Annotated in this window: 9 protein-coding genes and 1 riboswitch; all 9 genes read left to right on the top strand. The window is 41.4% G+C overall.

The window, feature by feature from the left end:
• Window positions 1-303: 303 nt before the first annotated feature.
• The 9 genes from IPP86_13420 (at window position 304) to IPP86_13380 (ending at window position 22,388) form a co-directional block, all read left to right on the top strand.
• On the top strand, window positions 304-6,243 hold the full coding sequence (locus IPP86_13420; protein ID MBL0139509.1) for a T9SS type A sorting domain-containing protein: 5,940 nt from the start codon (window positions 304-306) through the stop codon (window positions 6,241-6,243).
• Window positions 6,244-6,496: 253 nt separating this feature from the next.
• Complete coding sequence (locus IPP86_13415; protein ID MBL0139508.1) at window positions 6,497-9,874, top strand: SprB repeat-containing protein; 3,378 nt, start codon at window positions 6,497-6,499, stop codon at window positions 9,872-9,874.
• Complete coding sequence (locus IPP86_13410) at window positions 9,822-10,187, top strand: hypothetical protein (protein MBL0139507.1); 366 nt, start codon at window positions 9,822-9,824, stop codon at window positions 10,185-10,187. The genes IPP86_13415 and IPP86_13410 overlap by 53 nt, the downstream gene beginning before the upstream one ends.
• Window positions 10,162-10,272, top strand: a complete 111-nt coding sequence (locus IPP86_13405; protein MBL0139506.1) for a T9SS type A sorting domain-containing protein — start codon at window positions 10,162-10,164, stop codon at window positions 10,270-10,272. Before IPP86_13410 ends, IPP86_13405 begins: the two co-directional genes overlap by 26 nt.
• A gap of 405 nt (window positions 10,273-10,677) precedes the next feature.
• Window positions 10,678-14,904 (top strand): G8 domain-containing protein, encoded by a 4,227-nt coding sequence (locus tag IPP86_13400; protein ID MBL0139505.1) that lies wholly within the window; start codon window positions 10,678-10,680, stop codon window positions 14,902-14,904.
• An 86-nt stretch (window positions 14,905-14,990) separates the two neighbouring features.
• Window positions 14,991-16,160 (top strand): hypothetical protein, encoded by a 1,170-nt coding sequence (locus IPP86_13395; GenBank protein ID MBL0139504.1) that lies wholly within the window; start codon window positions 14,991-14,993, stop codon window positions 16,158-16,160.
• Window positions 16,161-16,236: 76 nt separating this feature from the next.
• Window positions 16,237-16,426: riboswitch (cobalamin riboswitch) on the top strand.
• 98 nt (window positions 16,427-16,524) lie between these two features.
• A complete protein-coding gene (locus IPP86_13390; GenBank protein MBL0139503.1) occupies window positions 16,525-18,726 on the top strand; it encodes a TonB-dependent receptor in 2,202 nt (733 codons plus the stop codon).
• 45 nt (window positions 18,727-18,771) lie between these two features.
• Window positions 18,772-19,314, top strand: a complete 543-nt coding sequence (locus IPP86_13385) for a hypothetical protein (protein ID MBL0139502.1) — start codon at window positions 18,772-18,774, stop codon at window positions 19,312-19,314.
• A 386-nt stretch (window positions 19,315-19,700) separates the two neighbouring features.
• Entirely contained in the window at window positions 19,701-22,388 is a 2,688-nt protein-coding gene (locus IPP86_13380; GenBank protein ID MBL0139501.1) for a T9SS type A sorting domain-containing protein, read from the top strand.
• The last annotated feature ends 317 nt before the right edge of the window (window positions 22,389-22,705 follow it).

Raw genomic sequence — 22,705 nt, 5'->3', positions numbered from 1 at the left:
AAGAAAACACCATGGTTTTAAATATCAGTTCACCATGCAAAAATAGCCATTCGCCAAACCCATGGCGGATTTTATTAACAATTATTGGTATAATTGAAAAGAATAATTACTTTAGAGACCATAAAACTTATCAATTGACGAAACCTACTAATTTGTCTTTTCTTTTTCGTAGTAATACTTCATATTGTCCAAATGGTAGAATGGACTTCTACGATTCAATTTTTTGTTCCCGGGACTTACAGAATTAAATCAATAATCAATCAAATCACAACTAAACTTAACAACTTAAAGATGGAACACAAAATGTACTCCACAAAATCGCTTCAGCGGTCTTATCGTTGGGCGTGTTGTCTTGTTCTCCTATTGGGGCTCTGGACAACAAATTCTATTGCGCAAATTGGTAGTTATACCTTTGCCAATACTACTGCCGCTTATTCTACAATTGTAGGCGGACCAGGTACAGCTGCCGTGACCTTAAGCTCTATGGATGATGCTATCTCGGCAACTCAAACTCTTCCATTTAGTTTTAATTTTGGTGGTACTGCTTACACCACTTTCAGAATTAATTCTAACGGTTGGGTTGGTTTTGGAGCTCCGACTTCAACTACCAACTATTCTGCTTTAAGTGGTACAGTGAATGATGTGATTTCTGTGTTCAACAAAGATTTGAACGGTACACTCACAACAGCAACCACTTATTATGTTCAAACAAGCGGTTCTACACCAAGCAGAATTACAAAAATTGAATATGTAGGTATTAAAGCTTTTTCCGGCACAGGTAATCCTGCCACCGGAAACTGCCAGGTTTGGCTCTATGAAACTTCTAACGTCGTTGAACTGCGATATGGTGCGTTTACGACAGCTTCTGGTAGAACTTCAGCTACAACTGTGCAAGTTGGTTTGAGAGGTGCCAGTACTGCTGCTGCCAATGTACGTTCAATCAGTAATACAGGCGCATGGTCAACTCCTACAATTGGAACAAGTTCTGCTTCCACAGTAGCTGTCGGTACTTTCGCTGCTCCTTTGTTACCTGATAATGGACGAGTGTATACATTCACACCTCCAACACCTTGTTCAGGTACTCCAACTCCTGGTACAATTCCTGCAACTGCCGGATATTGCAATCCTGGTGTTGTTTCCTTAACAGCGACAGGTTATACTACCGGTGTTTCCGGTATTACTTTCCAGTGGGAAGAGTCAGATGATAATGGTGGTGGTGACCCATGGGCAAACGCTGTTGGTGGAAGTGGTGCAACAACTGCTTCTTACACATCTCCTTCATTGGTTGGTAATACTATTTATTACCGTCTTAAAGTAACTTGTTCAGGTAGTGATGCATGGACAAACGAATGTCTTGTTTCCCCTGCTGATTGTCATTTTGATCCTTCTTACAATACAGGAATCTCTTATTCTTCAATTGTCGGAACCGGAACGAACTATTCATTCCCGGGAACAACTACAGATGATCAAACTTCGAATACAGTTTCTCTTTCCGGAACTACTTTCACTTACAAAGGACAGTCTGTATCTGGTTTGAAAGCTTGTACAAACGGTTGGTTGACATTCAATACAGCATCTACTTCAACAGAATATCAGAATAACTTAGGAACTTCAGCAACTACACTTCGTGCGGTTGTCGCTCCTTTCTGGGAAGATCTGGTATGTACAGGAAACCCTGCAACCACTGCCGGATTGAACGCTTCTATGAAATACCAGATTGTTGGTACTCTGGGTAGCGGTTCAGCTCAAATCATCTGCGAATGGATCGGAATGGAAACGTTTAGTAATTCAGGTCCAAACCTGAATTTCCAGGTTATACTCGATGAAAACGGAAACACCATTACCTTCAATTATGGTACAATGGAAGGTTTCAACGGAAGCGCTAACTTCGGTTTTGCATATTCAGTTGGTTTGAGTGGATGGTCATTCACTACACCTGCTTCTTACAGCGATGTAATGGCACTGCGTGATGAATACACAACCAATTTCGATTATACTCCTGCAACTACTGCAAACAGTGGATTAAATGCAAGAACTTACCTTCCGCTTTGTAACTCACAGTACGTATTTAGCCCCGTAGCAACTTATGGCGGTCCTGGCGTTGCTCCTACCTATTCTCCTGGAAATGATGAAGTGGGCAGTGCAACTGCATTGACTGTAAACACTGGTGGTCCTTGTACATCTTTCTGTGGTACATATTATGAGAGTCGTGGTGCAACTGCTTCTTCCGGCATTCCTGTTTGTTCCGCTGTAACTCCAGGTACTCCTGATGATGATGTATGGTTCAGCTTCAATGCAACAACTTCTTCTCAAACTGTCACTGTTCGTCCTGGTGGCGGATACGATGCAGTTGTTCAACTTCTTGACGGAAGTCTGAATGCACTCTATTGTGTAAATGCAGCTGGTACCGGTCTTACTGAAACAATTGCTACTGGATTAACCGTGGTTGATCCGTATTTCGTGAGAGTATACCATTCTGGTGTTGGTTCTAACGCTTTACCAACTGCTGGTTATACAACAAGTGGTATATCGATGTTCTCCATCTGCGTGAATGAAGTTATTCCTCCACCGGCTAATGATAATATTTGTGGAGCAATTAGTTTAACAGTTGGTTCTTCCTGTACACCTACAAGTGGTACAACTATTACTGCTACAGCATCTCCTCAGGCAGTTTGTGGTGGTACAGCAGACGATGACGTTTGGTTTTCATTTGTAGCTCCTGTTGCTAACCCTGTTGTTACAGTTCAATCCGGAACAGGTTTCAATGCTCACTTGCAGGTATTCAGTTCTTCTGATAACACTTGTACGGGCACATTGACATCACTTGGTTGTATTAATAACACATCTACGGGTGGTGCTGAAACCTTCACAGGTTCTGGTTTAACCATTGGTAATACATATTTTGTACGAATTTACCATACTGCTTCAGGTGCCGCTACCGGTGTCTACTCAGTTTGTGTAACCGCTACTGTACCTTCTTGTGCTTCAGGTTTCAGTCCTGCAAATGGCGCCAATGCCAGCAGTACTTCACAAACTCTCAGCTGGTCAGCTGTAAGTGGTGCAACCGGTTATGATGTATACCTGGATGCAAACGCTCCAGCAACAACTCTTGTATCCGCCAACCAGGCAGGTACTTCTTATGTTGCTACTGTTGCAGGTGGAAATACATACAATTGGTTAGTCATTGCTAAAAATGCAATTGGCGATGCTACTGGTTGTACTGAAATTTCATTTACTACAAATGCTCCATCTTGTGTTGCTTCTCCTAGTTCGCCTTCAGACGGAGGTATTTCCTGTGAGAGTGCAAGTGCGACTACACTGAGCTGGCCTGCAGCAAGTGGATCTACAGGTTACGATGTCTATTTTGATGCCGGTGCCGGTCCTGCAACTACTCTGGTTTCTCCTAACCAGGTTGGTACTACCTACTCTGCAGGTATTCTTGCAGCTGGTTCATATGCATGGAAAGTTGTTCCAAAGAATGATTTTGGAGACGCTTCCGGTTGCTCTGACTGGACATTTACAGTTAATCCTGCACCTGCAGGAGATGTAATTGGAACAGCTATAGCGGTAACTTTACCAGCTACAGGAACAGGTGATAACTTCTCATCAAATTGCTGGCATAACGACTATACCATTTCAAATACAAATGGACGTGGTACTCCTGATGTATATTATACTTTCACTACAGGTCCATGTGACAATGCCGTTACAATTGACCTGAGTGCAGATATTTCTGCGGATACTTATCTCCACTTGTTGGATGCGGGCGGTAACTGGATAGCTTCTGATGATGATGGTGGCGCGAGTGCTACTTCATTGCTAAGCAATATTCCTGTAACCGCGAACACAACATATATTTTTGTAATAGAAACCTATTCTTCAGAAGGTACCTATGCATTTAGTGTAACTACAACCGCAAATACAGTCGTTCCTTCCTTCTCTGTTACGAATGTAACATGTAATGGAGCTAACGACGGTGTTGTGATTGTTACAGGTACAGGTGGTGTTGCTCCGTATACCGGCGAAGGAACATTTACAGGACTTGCTCCTGGAACATATTCCTATACAGTTACAGATGTTAACGGTTGTGCAGGTTCAGGTACTGCAACAATTTCTGAACCTTCTGCTTTGTCTGCTGCATGCACACCAACTAACGAAAATTTCCCTGGATCAAATGATGGTACAGTGACCGTGGTTGCCAGTGGTGGAACTTCCCCTTATTCAGGAGATGGATTGTTCTCAGGACTTGCTGCCGGAACTTACACTTATACAGTTACCGATGCAAATGGTTGTACAGCTTCTTGTACAGCGACTGTTGGTACCAATTGTGTAGCTTCTACACCTGCTACTTCTGCTTCTGCATCTGCTACTGAGATTTGCTCAGGTAACAACGTTACCTTGTCATTGACTGGTGGTTCATTGGGTACAGGAGCTTCATGGAAATGGTATGAAGGTGGTTGTGGAGCAGGTTCTGTAATCGGAACAGGTTCAACGATCACAACAGGTGCTATCACTGGTGCCGGAGTACATACATTCTATGCACGCGCTGAAGGTCTTTGCGGAACAACTTCTTGTGTTTCTGTTTCTGTAACAGTAACTGTAGGAGCTCCTGTTGGATCAATCGCAGTTGTCAGCTTCCCTGCTTCTGGTTGTGTTGGTGGAACAGCTACTATGACTTGTACATCTGTACCGGGGGCTACTGGCTATTCATGGAGCGGTCCTGCAGGTATCCTGTTTGATGGTAACCCAAGTCCGTATGTTTCAACTTCAACTACAGTAACACTTACTTACGCTGCACTTCCTCCTGCAGGTATTTCCGGTTGGAACGTATGTGTATTCGCTAAGAATGCATGTGGTAACAGTCTGAATACAAAATGCAGCTGGATCCGTGCAACCCTTTCTACACCAAATTATACAAGCGCTTCAACTATTGCTTGTCCTGGTTCAACTGGTATCTACACTGTAGCTACTGTTGATGGTGCTGCGACTTACAACTGGACTATCACCGGTGGTAATGCTTCTATCAATGGTGCCGGTGCATCAGTTACAACTTCTGTACCTACTGTGAACGTCGCCTTTGGTGCAGGATTTACAGGTGGAACACTTTGCGTTTCTGCAACAACAGTTTGTGGATACACAGGTGGATCACGTTGTGTAAATATTAGCACTGCTCCACAGCTTCCAGGCGTGATTAGCGGATCCAGCACAATTTGCCCTGGTGGCTCTTCATCTTACAGCATTTCACCTGTAGCCGGTGCAGCTTCTTACATCTGGACTGCATCAGGAACTGGAGTTTCTGTAGTTGGCAGTGGTACTTCTGCAACTGTTTCAACAACTGCAGGATTTATCTCCGGTAGTGTTTGTGTTGTTGCTGTTAGCTCTTGTGGTTCTCCGATTGGTAATTCAGCTCAACGTTGCAAAACTCTTGGAACTGGTAAACTTGGAACTCCTGGTAATATCACCGGTGATCCTACAACAGGTGTTTGCGGACAGACTTATATCTATAGCATTCCTTCCATTGCTGGTGCGACAGGTGGTTACACCTGGACATTGCCTGCCGGTGCTACAGGTAGTTCTTCCACAAACTCAATTACGGTTACATTCCCTGCAGTATTCAGTAGCGGTACTATCTGTGTTCATGGTAATAATGGCTGTGGTGCAGGTCCTGACCGTTGTGTGAATGTGTTTGGTAACCCTGGTACTCCTGCGTCACTTTCTGGTAACGCGACTCCATGTATGGCATTTGATGACATTTACACATGGCCTGCTGTACCGGGTGCTACCCAGTATCAGTTGGTTGTTCCTGCCGGATATACTGTGATTTCAGGTAACCCTACCATCAGTAACTTCGCGATTATTAATATCGGTACATCAGCCGGTACTATTGGTGTGAAAGCTGAAAACTCTTGTGGTGTTTCCGGTACTCGTACTTTGGCAATTGCTCCTATCTCCTGCCGTCTGGCCGGTAACCAACCGGAAGTTGTTAAAGCACTTGCTACTCAGGTATTCCCGAATCCTACAACAGGATTGTTGAATGTTCAGTTCAACAGTGAATTGAATGATCAGTCTTATGTTATCAATGTACTTGATCTCAGTGGACGTGTTGTTCTTTCAACCGATGGAAAAGCCAACGCAGGTTCTAACTTGCAGGTACTTGATCTTACACACCTTGCAAAAGGAATGTATATGATCAGTCTTCAGACAACTGAAGGCAACCAATTGGTTCGCGTATCTGTAGAATAATCAGATTAGTTTAAAAAGAAAGCCCCGACCGATGTCGGGGCTTTTTTTTTGAAAATACATTTAAAGGGCAGACAGATGTAGCCAGATGAAAAGGATACTTATAAATGAAGAAACATGACAAAAATCATCATCTGCAGGATTAATAAAAGAAACTTAATAAAAATAAACTTTCCTCTTATTTCCCGCTACCCTTGCGGATTTCAGAAAATCTTCGTTAATTTTGTTCATGTGTCTCACCTCTAAAAATAACCTTATGATTCAAAGTCGACCTATTTTTATCCGTTTACTTATGTTGGTTTTGGGAATTGTATTTTCTACAACTCTCTTTTCGCAAACGTCACCGACCCCGCAATCACTTCCATATACACAGGATTTCAGTGGGCTGGTTTCGAGTTCAACAGTTTATCCTGCCGGCTGGCAAGGATGGGCCTTAGCAACTGCATCAAGCGGTGCATTTCGTGTAACTGCACCAACTGGAAATTCTAATCTAACCGCGAGCTCAACAGCTGCATCAACAGCCGGTGGGATTCACAATTACAATGGAAAAATTGGGATGCTTGCATCCGGAAGTATTGATCCTTCAATTTGTCTTGCAATCAATACCACAAATTATGCGAATGTTGAAATTAATATGGATGTAATGACCATCCGTAATCTGGCCACACGGGTAAATGGTGTTGATCTTCAATATGCGATTGGAAGCGTTTCAGGAACATGGATCACAGTAAGTGGAATCGCTAATGGAATTTATCAGAACAATGCGGTAGTTCAAAATACAGCAGTAACTACTCCCCAGAATAGCATCACAATGTCCTATACATTACCTTCTGCCTGCAATAACCAGTCGGCAGTTTTTCTTCGTTGGGTGCAAAGAGATATAAGTGGAAGCGGTTCCCGTTCCAGTTTCGCTGTTGATAATATTAGTATTTGCGCGAGCACTGTAACTCCGTCAATTTCCATTTCATTGACAGGAGGAACAAATCCATCCTGTGCAGGAAGTACTTTAACTTTCACCGCTGCTGAAACGAATGGGGGTCTCACACCTGTTTACCAATGGAAAGTGAATGGTGGAAATGTTGGAACAAACAGCTCCAGTTTTACCAGTAATACCTTTTCGAATACTGATGTGGTCACTTGTGAACTTACTTCAAGTTTGACATGTGCAACTCCAGCTCCTGCCATTTCAAACTCCATTTCTGTAACTGTGAATAGTAATCCGGTTGCATCATGTTCTGTCCTGACAAACGTGAATTGTTTTGGTGGAAATTCCGGAAGTATCCAGGTTACTGCAAGTGGTGGTACTTCTCCTTATACCGGAGAAGGAACATTCACAGGTCTCACTGCCGGAAGTCATACATACACCGTCACTGATAATAATGGTTGCATCTCAACTTGTTCATCAACGATAAGCGGACCTTCTGCTCCCTTATCCGGATTTACGTTTGTGATCAATGATGCCAATTGTCTTTCCATTGGGGATGGTCGAATCGGTAGCAATGTTAGCAACTCGGTTGGAACAGTTCTTTATTCCTGGTCACCATCCGGTGGAACAGGATCACAGGCAACCGGACTTCTGGCAGGCACCTATACTGTAACCGTTACTGACGATTGCAGTTCCTTCACCAGTTCTCAAACCATTGCAGGTCCAAGTGTACCCATGTCCATATCTTGTGTACCCGGATCTGATGTTACTTGCTTTGGAGGAAATAACGGATCAGCAAGTGTAAATGTTTTTAATAGTGTTGGCATTGTAGGATATACCTGGTCTCCTTCCGGAGGTTCAGGTCCATCTGCTACCGGTCTGAGTGCCGGTACATATACAGTTACTGTTTCTGATTATTGTGCAACACCTACTACTTGTACTGTTACAATTGCACAACCTACAGCGGCACTTTCGGTAAGCTGTGCTGCCACTGATGAGAGTTTTCCGGGTGCGAACGACGGAACAGTCAGTGTCAGTACTAGTGGCGGTAGCGGAGGTCCATTGAGTTATCTTTGGACTCCTTCCGGAGGTACAAATGCAACTGAACCGGGTCTTGCTTCTGGAATTTATACTGTAGTTGTCACTGATGGAGCATGTGGATTTCAAATTTGTACATCAACAGTTGGATCAGGATGCCTTCCATCCACACCGGCAACATCCGCATCAGCAAGTTCTAGTGAAATATGTTCTGGAAATAATGTCAACCTATCCCTTAGCGGAGGTTCTTTAGGAACAGGTGCTGCCTGGAAATGGTATGAAGGAGGATGTGGAGCCGGATCATTAATTGGTACCGGAGCTTCAATTACTACGGGTCCAATTACAGGAGCTGGAATTCATACCTTTTATGTACGTGCCGAAGGTGCTTGTGGAATCACTTCTTGCGTTACAGTTTCTGTGAATGTTACTTCCGGTTCTCCGACAGGTTCAATTGGTATCATCAGTTTCCCTGCAGTAGGATGCGTTGGTGGATCAGGTACAATTACAGCTACAACAGTTCCAAATGCAACAGGTTATTCCTGGAGCGGTCCATCCGGTATTTTGTTTGATGGAAACCCAAGCCCTTATGTCTCTTCTTCACCTAGTGTTACTTTGACTTATACCGCCCTTCCTCCTGTCGGAATTTCAGGATGGAACGTTTGTGTATTTGCTAAAAATGCATGTGGGAACGGTCCAAATACCAAATGCAGTTGGATACGTGCCACCTTATCAACGCCTGCCTTATCCGGACCTTCGATTGCTTGTGCCGGTGGCAATGAAACTTATATTGTCGGTCCTGTTGACGGAGCAGCATCGTATACCTGGACCATCACAGGTGACGCAACTTTGAATGGAGCAGGTACTACAGTTACGACAGCAGGACCAAGTGTAAATGCTAATTTTGGTTCCGGATTTACCGGAGGTCAAATCTGTGTTTTTGCTTCAACTTCTTGTGGAACAAATAGCGGTGTTCGTTGTATCTCCATCACCAATTCACCGCCTCTTCCGGGAGCAATTTCAGGTGCAGCAACAATTTGCCCTGGTGCGGGAGGAAGCTATTCTATAAGTACTGTTGCAGGTGCTGCTTCCTATAACTGGTCTGTTACCGGTTCCGGGATTTCGGTTATTGGCTCGGGAACAAGCGCATCTGTATCAACTCTTGCCGGTTTTACATCCGGAAGTGTTTGCGTTATTGCGGTTAGTGGATGCGGGTCTCCTTCCGGTAACTCAGCTCAACGTTGTAAAACTATTAGCAGTGGAAAACTTGGTACACCAGGAAACATTACAGGTGATCCAACAGCCGGTGTATGTGGACAAACCTATACTTACACCATTCCATCCATGTCTGGTGCTACAGGTGGCTATGCCTGGAGTATTCCAGCCGGTGCCACTGGTTCATCCAGCAGCAATAGTATCACGGTTACATTCCCTTCAGTGTTTGTTAGCGGTAGTATTTGTGTGCATGGAATTAATGCATGCGGTGCCGGATCAGATCGTTGTATAACCGTTTACGGAAACCCTTCTACCCCATCTTCTCTTTCCGGAAATTCAACTCCATGTGCCGGAAGTGATGAAGTATATAACTGGCCTGCAGTACCGGGAGCAAGTCAATTATCAGGTGATAGTACCGGTTGGTTATACAGTTCTTTCCGGAACTCCTACCATCAGTAATATTGCTGTTATCAACGTGACTGGTGTTTCCGGTCAAATTGGTATTAAGGCTATTAACGCCTGTGGAGTTTCAGGAACCAGGACATTGATGATTAATCCAACTCCTTGCAGAATGTCTGGTTCGCAAAAAGAAATCCAGAAACAACTTGGTCTTAATATCTATCCGAATCCTGCTCATGAAAACCTGAATATTGAATTCAAAAGTTCATTTGATAATTCAGATTACAAAATTGAAGTTGTGGATTTAAGTGGAAGAATATTGAACACTATTACAGGGTTCGTCTGTATTGGGCAGAAATTTACAAGAAATTAATTTCAGCGATTTCTCTCCCGGAATGTATCTTCTTCAAGTGACAACATCAGAAGGCAGCCAGGTTATCCGATTCGCTGCTGAATAAATTTATTTTCAGCTGAGTAGATTATTTTAAAACAAAACCAACTTCGGAAATTCCGGAGTTGGTTTTTGTTTTAATATCAGTTCTGAATGACTATTCAACCTGAGTAACAGTTAACCGGAATTTTCTATAAAGGATATTGATCCTGAAAAGATGTGCATTCCCTTAGAAAATCAGACTGTTTACCATGATTTCTTTGAACTCGGCTCCCAAAAGGCCTATTTTGCGCAATAAATGGGTTAAAAAGCTCCATTTCAATCCAATAAGATATAATTATGAGTTCATTTATTCGGCAAATTTTATTAAATTTACAAGCATCAACAGGGTCTCTTTTACTACACTATAATTTATCTCGATAAAGACGTGAAACACAACAGTCTGAAGGGGAAGTATTGTGATATAATCAGAGTGAAAATTCTTCGCTCATTTTTAATCACTGTCCTATTTATTTTTGCAGCGAATGCACCTGGCTTCGCCCAAGTAACCTGTACTGCTTCCGGCACGTGGGCAACTGCCACCTGGAATCCTTCTGCTCCAACTCCCGGCCAAAATGTGACAGTTGCTCTTGGATGTACATTGACAATAGATCTGAATACTCCAACCATCAATGACCTCACGATTAATGGAACCGTTATCATCACTAACACAGCTGTCAGCTATTTAACAGTAGCCGGTAATCTTGTTGTAAATACCGGTGGTTCATTACAAAATAACGGAAGCATTGAATTTACTACACCTAACAAAAGTTTTGCCTTAAACGGTACCGCCACTTATATACACAATCCAAGAAACAATGCCAGTCTTGATGAAAGTATTTTTTCCAACAGCCTTGAGGCCTTTTCTGCAACCAGTAATCTGGTGATTCAAAAATGGAGTGATGGATCCATTCCTCTGGGTGATCCAAGCAGAGTTGCAACAAGTATTTTTGGAAACCTGACTCTGGCAGCTAATGTTTCAGGAGGTACATGGGACCAGGATGGTTATTTTGCAACCAACAGGATTCGTGGTAACCTGACAGTAAGTGCATCCACCATTGTTATGGATGACGGAACCGGTATCAGTACATCACTTTTCCTTCAGGATGTGCTGATCAATAGTACCGGAAATATCGTTTTCCAAAGGGGAATGAACCGTAGTTTATCTCTTTCTACAAATAACTTTACCATCAGCAGTGTAGCTCCTGCCAAACCCACTGTAATCATGGATACTTCCTATGGAGTACTCAATTGGGTGGTAACTGGTAATTTGAACATCAATTATGATTTTAATGCTGTTTATGGAAGTTCGTTTGCTGTGGGTGCGGATATACGGGTGACAGTAACCGGTAACCTCAATCTGAGCGGAGGAAACATCATTTTCAATAACAAAGCTGATGCCCCTCTTCGATTAACTGTAAATGGAACAACCACTTTTAATAATACAACTGTCGGTGGAACCACCTGCTTGATTGAAGGAGCTAATGGAGCTCTGACAATGACAACTCAAGATTTAGTTATTCAGACAGGTGGTCCAAATTATTTTCTGGGTAAACCAGGGGCAATTATTTCTGCAAAAGGAGCAGGAACTATCACCATCAACAACGATCTCACAGTCAGCGGGACTGCTACCACTTACTTTTCATATTCTGATTCTCTGGCAGCAAAAGTTCGTATTGATTGCAGGAGAGATATTATTCTGAATGGAACAGGAGCATTAACTATCGGTGCTTACACAAATGGAGCTTTCACAATAAGTGCAGCACGAAATTTTGTACAAACCAAAGGTCAGTTTATCGGTCAGTTCTACACACCAAACATCTCGATAGATTCTGTGATCGTCGGAGGTGATTTCACATTCAATTCCACTACGGCTTCAGATTATTTCAAGGGCAATAAATCGGCAGGAAGTACAATCATTAAAACTACTGGTAATTTCAATGTGACAACATCCGGAACTGCACCCGGACAAGGAGTTATTGGGGTTGATTCCAGTGCGGCTTCACTCTTATTTTCTGTAGGTGCAAATTTTGTTCAGAATGGTGGGAGTTTTTCAGGTATCCTCAATGGCAGCGGACCTGCAACATTCACTGTTACAGGAATCGTTGATGTAAATGCCGGTACTTTCAAAGCACAAAACAATATTGTCTATTCAAACACTGGTACCATCACTTTTACTGCAGGAAGCATTGATTTTGATGGTGGTATTTTTTCCGGGTTTTACAGTTGTAATAACTCAGCTCTCACAGGAGCATTTACTATTAACGGAAATTGCAAGGTAAATTTCACCTCAGTGAGTGATGAATTCACTTTTATTGGAATTGGTAAAGTTGGATTCGACAATAACAATTTGCTTTTGAACCTGAACATCACCGGAAGTCTTATCATCAGTGGAGTAAACGGAACATTTATTTCAAGTCAGTCCGGCGGAACGGAAAATGTTACTATTGGCTCTGTGAACATTTCGAATGGTAACAACAGTTTTAATTGTACCCAGGCAAATGCTTTGAGTACCGGGCACGTGGTTAAAATGACCATATTGGGCAGTATTAATGTAAGTGGTGGTAACAATTTTCTTTCCGCAAGTACTCAGAATGATACGATTCTTGTAAACAATGATGTGAACATCACCGGTGGTTCTCTGAGTATTAAAGGAGCCGATGCAACAGCATCCATTGTCAATATCCTTGGCGGCTATTCTCAAACCGGAGGAACCTTCTACATGCACAACAATGCAAGCGATGCATTGGGTGCTTCTTCTTCCATTATTATGACCGTGAATTCGAATGATGATATTAATGGAGATTTTCTTCATAACTCAGGTACTTTTTATTTTGATAATGCCACCAGCGTTCCGAGTTCCCTGAACCTTGTGCTTACTATAAAAAGTCCGAACTACACTCTTGGTGGTAGTGGGAACATGACCATGACCAACCCGGGTATGGGTACTGTATGTGGCATATTAAATTTTGGAAGAAATGGTACAATAAATTTCAATCGCTCAGGGAATCACGACATTCAACAAATAAAACAAAACGTTCTGACGAATTGCACACTGGATATGATCAGTGGGAATCTTCAATTGGCATCTCACCAGACACCTTCTGCCCTTCCTGACTGGATGCTGATCAACGTAAACGGAGTCCTGGCAATGCGCACCAATAAATTATACAGTAATGCTGTAAAGATGTATTCCGGAATTACAAATCTTGGACGCATACGTACTCAGCATCCAAATGGTATGTATAATGCAACAACCAATGCTGCATTTTCAACTACACTTGCAGATAGTCTTGACTTTTACCTTGCCAGTTCATCCTATGTAGAATACTATGGTGTAGACAATCAGATAGTCACCGGTATTGGGATTGGAAAGGCTAAATCAGCACAGCACAAATATGGAAATTTGGATATTAATTTTGGTGGCACTGCTAATACTGAATACGTTTATCCGACAAATGTTCCGACTGATTCATCAACCTTTGTGCGCAATTCCCTTATCCTCACCGCAGGAGAATTAAATCTGGATGATGATCATACTCCTTCAAACGGAGGTGGACGAATGATTGTTATCGAAAACAAAAACAGTACCGGTATGGCGCGTACCAACGGCTACATTCGAAGTGAAGTTGAGAATGGTACTGGTATTGTAAAATGGATTATGGGTACTAATCTGACCAGTCACATCTTCCATTTTGGGTATGATGCCGCTAATTATATTCCTCTCACATTTACTCCGGCAAGCGGGACTGTGGACACCGTAAAAATCGGAACCTATCATACCACTTTTGCAAATCTTCCTTATCCTCCTACTGTTACTCACATGCGTAATAATAGTGGAACAGATAATAGTGCATTTACAGTTGACCGATTCTGGAACATTGATATCACTGGAACTACCGCTACTGCGAACATTCTATTTAAAGCGACTCCGGCAGAAGTAGGAACCATCAGCACTTTGCTCGCTCAACGCTGGGTGGCCCCTATTGTGTCATGGACCAATCCGGTGCCGGGAACTCAGTCAAGTGTTACTAACGGTACACAAGCGAACACATTGGGTATTTTTGGAACCTGGTGGACACTTTCAGGAAGTGCAAACCTCTTGCCTGTTGAGCTTGTTCATTTTGATGGGGAATGTGATGGATCAGATATTCGATTAACATGGACCACCGCAACCGAAATCAACAATAGTTATTTCACGATTGAACGTAGTCTCGATGGGGTCGAATGGGAAATAGCCGGTACCGTTTCCGGATCAAACAATAGCACTCAATTGATTGATTATTTCTTTGTTGACCGTAATGCATATAGTCAAAATGCGTTTTACAGACTCAGCCAAACGGATTATGATAACCGGTCAGAAACATTTGAACCCATCAAAGTTCATAGTTGTTCAGAGCGCGATCTGATTGATGTTTATGTTTCTTCAAAAAATGATGGAAATTCTACGGCTTATCTGAATTCTCCATACAAAGGCGAATTTGTACTTGAAATTTTCTCATCCAATGGAGCACGGATTGAAAGCAGAATTGTCCATGTGGATAAAGGCTTCAACCCACTCTTTCTGAAAACAGAAAATCTTAGTGATGGAGTTTATTTTCTTCGCATGCATAACAATTCCGATGTCCTGACTAGGAAATTTCATGTTGGAAGGGAGTGAATAAAATGAAAAAGAATTTATGGGAGCGTTGCTCCCTTTTTTTTTATTAAAGCATATCTATTTTCATTCACCTTTGTTTATTGTTTATGCTACTGCGGGAATATTCAATTGACGGATTTAACGTATATGTACACGACACAATTCTGGATGATTTGTTTCGTGAGCAATGGGATCAGTTTAAGGATCCTGATTCAGCTTTACAATCCGATTATTTAAGTGCACTTGAACGGGCCGGAGCGCTTGATTTGTCTTTTCGTTATCTATTGATTTCAAAAGAAAACGAAATTGTTGGACGTGTGTATTTTCAACTTCTGCATTTTGGTCACTATAATCTTTCGGTATCAGAAAGTAATATCTGGCAAAAACTTGCATCAGTACTGGTTCGAATTTTTCCATTTCGTATAGTCATTTGCGGAAATTTATTCGCGGTTGACTTCCCTCCTCTCGATTCTCAATCCGGTAAAATCTCGGAAAGGCAATTGCTTGAAATAATTTCAGCATTCGCTTTAAAAGAAAAGCATGATGTATTGGTCTTGAAAGACATGCCTGACAATTTCATTCCGGATGTAGCGAAATTATATGGATTTAGTGTTTTTGAGACTGATTTAACCATGAAGTTAAAGATAATGCCAACATGGAAAACGTATCAGGATTATGAAAAGGCACTTACTCACAAATACGCGCAGCGGGCAAGAAAAATTCGCAGAGCAGGATCTGTTTTGGAGAGAAAACAATTTGACTATAGCCTTCTGACACTTCACAAAAAAGATATTACAAAACTATTCCAGGAGATTTGTTCGAAACAAACAATCCGTATGGGAATTGTTGATGCAAACTATTTCATAGAACTTTTCCAAAATTGTGGCAACCGTTTCCATATGACCGGCTATTTTCTGAACAATAAACTAGTTGCCTTTGCGACCATGCTTGATCATAAAGATTCATTGGAATTGCACTATATTGGAATGGACTATACTTATAATAAGACTCACAATTTATATTTCAATATTCTGTTTGATGGAGTTGAGCAGGCAATTTTGAAAAATAAAAAAGAACTTGAACTTGGCAGAACAGCCCGTGAAGCCAAAGCGGTAATTGGTTGTCAACCTGTTTATTTTAATGATTATATTCTTATACGTAACAGAATTACCCGTTGGAGCGTTTCTGTTATTCAGGAATATTTTCAAGGTAAAATGGGTGAATCGTGGAGAAACAGACATCCATTTAAAGACAGTGAAGCAGGTTCAAAAATGTGATTTGATATTTTTTTCGCCCGGCATGGACGGATTTATTATTTAACAATTCTTTCTTAGCTAAGTTATTTTTTCTGTTACATTTGTCCCGCGGAAAGGTTTCCGGTTTTACCGGAATTAAAAGGGAATCACGTGAAATTCGTGAACAGTTCCCGCTGCTGTAAGCTCCATGAGTTTGCGAAGCATTTTGCCACTGTCTGTAAATTAAGGACGGGAAGGCGCTTCGCAAGGAGTAAGTCAGAAGACCTGCCTTCATGCAAACATCAATGCTTTCGGGTAAAAAGCACGAATGGTTCTGACGCATCGCGTCCCTATCCTTCAGCCTTTTACTCCTCTATTTGAATTAATCTTTCAATAATTCAAAATAATGATCAAGGAGTTAAATACAGTATTTTTAGCGACAACAGGTTTACTTGCTTCCCTCTCAATGGCCGCGGTGCAACCGAACGACTCCCTTCGTAAGGATTTAAAAGAAGTCACAGTGGTTGCAACACGATTCGAACGAAATGTACTTTCCACAGGAAGGAGCGTAACCATTCTCACTGCCTCCGACTTAGACAAAAGTGTTTATTCGACGGTCGCAGAACTTTTATCACATCAGGAAGGAATTTACATCACCGGAAACAATCAAAGCCCTGGTGCGAATGAAAGTATTTTCATGCGTGGGAGTAACAGCAATCAAACCTCCATTTTTGTTGACGGGATTCGGATCAATGATGGTTCGACTGTGAACAATACAATCGATTTAAGCGAGCTTCCTCTCTCCGAAATTGAAAGGATTGAAATTCTGCGTGGATCAAACAGTATCTTATACGGATCTTCCGCCATTGGCGGAGTCATCCAGATTACAACCTTCAAACCCGGGAAACCAGGAATTAATGGTCGGGTTAGCTTGTCATCCGGTTTATTCCAAAAAAGCGGATCGATGCTCGTTCCTTCAGCAAATGTCGGGTATCTGTTTAAAAATGGAATCAGTGTTTTCGGTTCTGCTGCTCTTCAGAACGTTAATGGCCTGGATGCAACAATTGATACCGTGACAGATCCTCTCGTATTCAAACATCGTGACAAGGATGATTGGAACAAAAGAACAGCCAGAGGAGGAATCAATTACAAATGGAAAAACGGAGAAGCAACACTCGCGGGTCAATTCCTGAAAATGAAAACGGATATCGATAAATCCGCATTCATCGACGATGATAATTACGTCCTTGATTATGAAAGAAAAACTCTTTCCGGTAACCTGCAATTTCAACCGATGCAAAAACTGGAAGTACTGCTTAACACCGGCCTGACTAACAACACTAGAAATGCACAGAATGATTCTTCCATTGTAAATGACAATGGAATAACAGATCATTCATTTGCAAAGGATCACTATAAGAGTGAAAATTTGAGCGTTGACGCTTATCTCTCATGGAAGGAAAAATACGTTCGTTCTTCAATTGGTTTTTCTTTTCAGGAAGAAAAAATGAACCAATCTAATTATTATTACTCTGCACTTTTTTCTCCTTTTATTGTTGAATTAAATACGAATATGGATAATGTGAATCCTAAAATACAAACAAGCAGTTTGTATGCTCAGTTTGAGATTCAGGGCAGTCTGTTACACGAAAAATTAAATGCTTTAAATCTGATTTTGGGTGCGAGAAGTCTTAACCATTCCAAATTTGGAAATGAATTCATTTGGGAAGTAAATCCCTCCTTTCAACTAAGTTCCACTGCTCTGATTTATTTTTCCTTCAGCAAAGGATTAAATGCACCTTCACTGTATCAACTGTATGCTCCGGATCTATATTACACGTATGATAACAATACGAGTACAGGTATTTCAAGAGGAAATTCAAAACTTAAACCCGAAATTTCTGATTCTTACGAATTTGGCCTGAAACAGAATTTAAATGAAAATGGATTCTTTGGAATCTCAGTTTTTAAAACCATCACTCAAAACCAAATTGATTACGTATATCTATGGGATAAAAATGTTCCGGTGGATCAGCTGGGAACAGACTTCACCCGTGATGATTACCGCGGTGACATCTACCTGAATACAGGAAAACAAACTACTTATGGAATTGAATTCAGTTTCGAAAATAAACTCACAGACTATTTAAAGATTCACTTTAATATGAGTCTTGTGAATGGATATCTGGATTATGCACAAAATAATTCCACACAAGAACAAACCGGTGGAAACCATGTTCAATCGTATAATAATGGTTCTTTCCTGAATTCTCCGGTCAGAACACAAGGTTTGACAAGGCGGCCGAATACCGCAAGAATGGAGCTGCTTTTTTTCCCGGGTAAAAAAATCAGTTCTACCATGGGCATAAGTTATACCGGACAAAGAGATGATGTCTTTTATGACTCAGGTAATGGTCCTATGGGTGCTTTATCCACATCACCGGTTAAAGATTATACTTTGCTCGATCTGAGTCTTCAATATAAAATTACTTCGCCACTTTCAGCAGCACTGAAACTTGAAAATATTCTGAATGAAAAATATTCTGAGATAAATGGCTTTACTACAAGAGGACGGGGAATTTATCTCAAAGTGAATTATGTATTTTGAATCTGGAAATTTATACTTTTGTTCAACCATCATAGAACCAATCCCATGAACGGAAATTCAAATAAAACAAGTGCCTTGCTTATTGCCAGCTTGCTGATTTTAGTCGCTGCAATTACACGATTGATCCCGCATCCATTTAACTTTACAGCAATTGGTGCCATTGCACTCTTTTCAGGTGCTACATTTAAAGATAAACGCCTCGCTTACTTGTTGCCGTTTACAGCAATGATTCTCACCGATTTGTATCTTGGTTTGCATTTTTCAATTCTACCTGTTTATGGCTCGTTTGCAATAGCAGTCGCCCTTGGAACAATGGTTCGCAATCAACCCCGTATCCTTTCGGTAGCAGCCCTTTCGGTAGTTTCTTCCGTAATTTTCTTTCTGATTACCAATCTTCCCATTTGGTATGCGGATTTGAGTTTATACCCAATGACATGGAATGGAACTATGGAAAGCTATACTATGGCCTTGCCATTTTTTGGAAATCAACTAATTGGGGATTTGTTTTATACCGGAATCTTCTTCGGCGTCTACCATCTTCTTGAAAAAAGCAGAAAAATCGCGATTTATAATCCCGAGAAGCTCTAAAAAAATAAACCCAGCCTTACGGGGCTGGGTTTTCTTTTTCAACCTTACGGGGTTGATGGATTAATCAATCTTACGGGATTGCTGAAAAATTTTATCCTCTTTTCTGTACTGCTTTGTTTGTAAACACATCTTTTTAACGCTTTGACTTCTCCAAAAGATCAGCGTCAAAACCACCGTCCATTACACATGTAATTTAATCAAAGATTTAAGGCTTATTTAGAGCTTTTTTAAGGCCTTAACTTTAATAAATACTCGGAATTACTTCAATTTTCAATTTCGGTAATATGCTATTAACCCATAAATTCCAGCCTCTTACAGAATAAAATTGAAATCCGCCCAAGCAAAATGCATTTTGGTAGTGTTGCCACAGATGGCACAAAGCCAAAATGAGACAAATTAGCAGATTCACCCTCTTTTTTATACTTATTTCGACATTATCGAAAGGGTATGCATCTGCTCCTCCTCTGTTTGATTGGCAAAAATGCCTTGGAGGCAGTGGTCAGGACATGCCGGTTAAGATGATCAGGTCATTCGACGGTGGTTTATTGATGTTAGGAAGTACCGGTTCATCTAATGGGGATGTCAGTCTCAGCCATGGCTCGAACGATTTATGGCTGACGAAAACCGATTCTATGGGCAACCTGATCTGGGAACGGACCTATGGAGGCAGCAATATTGATATTGGAACAGGAATCATCCAGCTTCCGGGCGGAGATTTAATACTTTCAGGTTATACAGGGTCTTTTGATGGTGACATTAGCCATCAACACGGAAATTTCGATGCCTGGGTGATCCGGACAACATCAAACGGAAATATCATTTGGGAGAAAACATTTGGCGGCTCCCTGGTTGACCTGATTTATGCAATGATCCAAACTTCTGATGGTGGAATCCTCCTGGGTGGTGGTACATATTCAAATGATGGCGATGTAAATGGTAACCACGGAGATCAGGATTTTTGGTTATTAAAATTAGACGATTCAGGAAACCTGGTTTGGCAGAAATCAATGGGTGGCTCCGGTTTAGATGTTTGTTATTCAATAGATGAAACATCGGCAAGCGAAATCATTGCCTGTGGAAGTACTAATTCAAATGATGGAGATGTTTCAGGACAGCATGGAAACACTGATTTCTGGGTCATCAAATTGACTTCCGGTGGAAATAAGATTTGGACACGTTGTTTTGGAGGAAGTGACCAGGAATCCGCTTTTGCAATCAGTAGTAAATCCAACAATCACTTCCTGGTGAGTGGCTACAGTAAATCTTCAGATGGGGATTTGCAGCAGAACTCCGGATACAACGATATCTGGACTTTACAATTAGGTCAAAACGGAACTATTCAAAACCAAAGAATCATTGGCGGGACTGGTGCTGACATTGCTTTCAGTTCAATTTCAAGCATGGATGGAGGTTATCTGCTTGCCTGTGGTACAACTTCAAATGACGGAGATGTTGATGGCAATCACGGACAAGAAGATATTCTTCTTATAAAACTCGATCAACAATTATCTACTGAGTGGATGAAATGTCAGGGTGGTAGCGGAAATGAAAGGCCATCCAGTATTCTCCAAACCCGCGACGGTAGTTTCATCTTTTCAGGATATACTTATAGTAATGATGGAAATGTTTCGGGAAATCATGGTGCTTCAGATTATTGGATCGTTCGTTTATCCTGCAAAGTTCCTGTTTCTGCTTTCAGTACACCTTTTGATTCTCTTTGTACCGGAATGTCAGTTGCCTTCACAAACCAGTCTGCTAATGCAAGCGCATTCAGATGGTTGGTGAATAGTCAGAATCTGACAACTCAGGAAAATGCCTCATTCCCTTTACCAAACACCGGTGTTTATACTGTGCAATTGGTCGCACAAACATGCTATTCTTCCGACACATCAGTAAAAAGGATAACAGCAATTTCAAAACCTCAAATTAAAATTTCCTTGTCAGGTGTTCATCTTTGCCTTGGTGATAGTATTCTGCTTAGCGCCACTTCCGGTAGCAGCTATATCTGGAATACCGGGGCAACCAGCTGTGACATCTATGTCAGCAGCAGAGGACCATTTTTTGTAACTGTGTACACATCCGGTTGTCCATCCCATTCCGATACCGTCACGTTAAGCGCATCTGCGAAACCTAACCTTGAATTGGGTCCTGACACAACAATTTGTTCAGGCTCTTCCCTCCTGCTGGTTGCAGGAAATAATTCTGCCTTCAATTACACATGGCAGGACGGAAGTACCCTAAATCAATTAGCCGTCACAACTGCGGGAACATATTTCGTAAAGATCTCTGATAATTATTGCACTTCACGTGACACCATTCATGTTGATACTGTTTCCTGCAATTTACCAGTTGCCTCTTTTACTGTTGCAAATCAGGATATCTGTGAACGCGGCACTATATCCTTTGTCAATAATTCTGTACAGTCAGTTTCATACAACTGGACCTTCCCCGGAGGATATCCTGCATCCTCTTCACTAGAAAACCCGGTTGTCAGTTATGAAACTCCGGGAACCTACAATGTCATTCTCACAGTGACCAATTCACAGGGATCACAAACCCTGATGCGCTGGAATTATATCGTGGTACATGCTAATCCAGCCCGTCCGGTGATTTACGTGAATGGTTTTACACTTAGCACCAATCCAGCTCAATCTTACCAATGGTATTGGAATAACTCGATGCTTCCTGGTGCATGTTTAAATTATCTCCAGGTATCTCAGGACGGATTTTACCAGGTCTTAATCCGGGATCAGTACCAATGTGAATCAAAATCTGATTCAGTTTATGTTTCCATTACAGCTACAGAGAATGAATCAAACTCCGGTTCAATGGAACTGTACCCGATTCCGGCCCTGGAAAAAATCACTGTAAAATTAAACTATGAATCAGCCACAATAAATCTGATACGTGTTATTTCTATTTCAGGAGAAGAAATGTTCAAAAGCGATAATGTCCCACATGGGTCTTACGATGGAATTGCAATAAATACTTCCGGACTTTCCACAGGAATGTATTTTCTGGAGCTGACGAACTCAAACGGAAAAAGAATAATCAAAAAATTTCAAAAAAATTAAACTATAAAAAGATGTTGATCGCAATTCTTACAATCTATGCTGCAAGCTTGTACTACATGATGACTGAAAACAAAACTAAAAAACAATAATAATCCCTAAACAATTAAAACCCAAATCCTATGATTTACACTATCGTTGCCATTTATGTAGTTGGTCTCTTACTCATGATAGCGGAAGACAGAACTAAAAAAGAACAAAAGAATTAAAGCATTAAACAATTAAACAATTCAAAACAAAAAATCATGATCTATTCTATACTCGCAATCTATGTTATTGGCTTGTTCCTGATGATCGCAGAAGACAGAGATAAAAAATCT

The organism is Bacteroidota bacterium, from assembly GCA_016720935.1.
In the GTDB taxonomy this organism is placed as follows: domain Bacteria; phylum Bacteroidota; class Bacteroidia; order AKYH767-A; family 2013-40CM-41-45; genus JADKJP01.
The sequence above is the reverse complement of the archived record's forward strand: the minus strand, read 5'-3'. Positions and strand labels throughout refer to the sequence as shown.

Coding starts and splice junctions, on each gene's coding strand:
- IPP86_13420 (MBL0139509.1), top strand. CDS start 304: ATGTACTCCACAAAATCGCTTCAGCGGTCTTATCGTTGGGCGTGTTGT.
- IPP86_13415 (MBL0139508.1), top strand. CDS start 6,497: ATGATTCAAAGTCGACCTATTTTTATCCGTTTACTTATGTTGGTTTTG.
- IPP86_13395 (MBL0139504.1), top strand. CDS start 14,991: ATGCTACTGCGGGAATATTCAATTGACGGATTTAACGTATATGTACAC.
- IPP86_13390 (MBL0139503.1), top strand. CDS start 16,525: ATGATCAAGGAGTTAAATACAGTATTTTTAGCGACAACAGGTTTACTT.
- IPP86_13385 (MBL0139502.1), top strand. CDS start 18,772: ATGAACGGAAATTCAAATAAAACAAGTGCCTTGCTTATTGCCAGCTTG.
- IPP86_13380 (MBL0139501.1), top strand. CDS start 19,701: ATGAGACAAATTAGCAGATTCACCCTCTTTTTTATACTTATTTCGACA.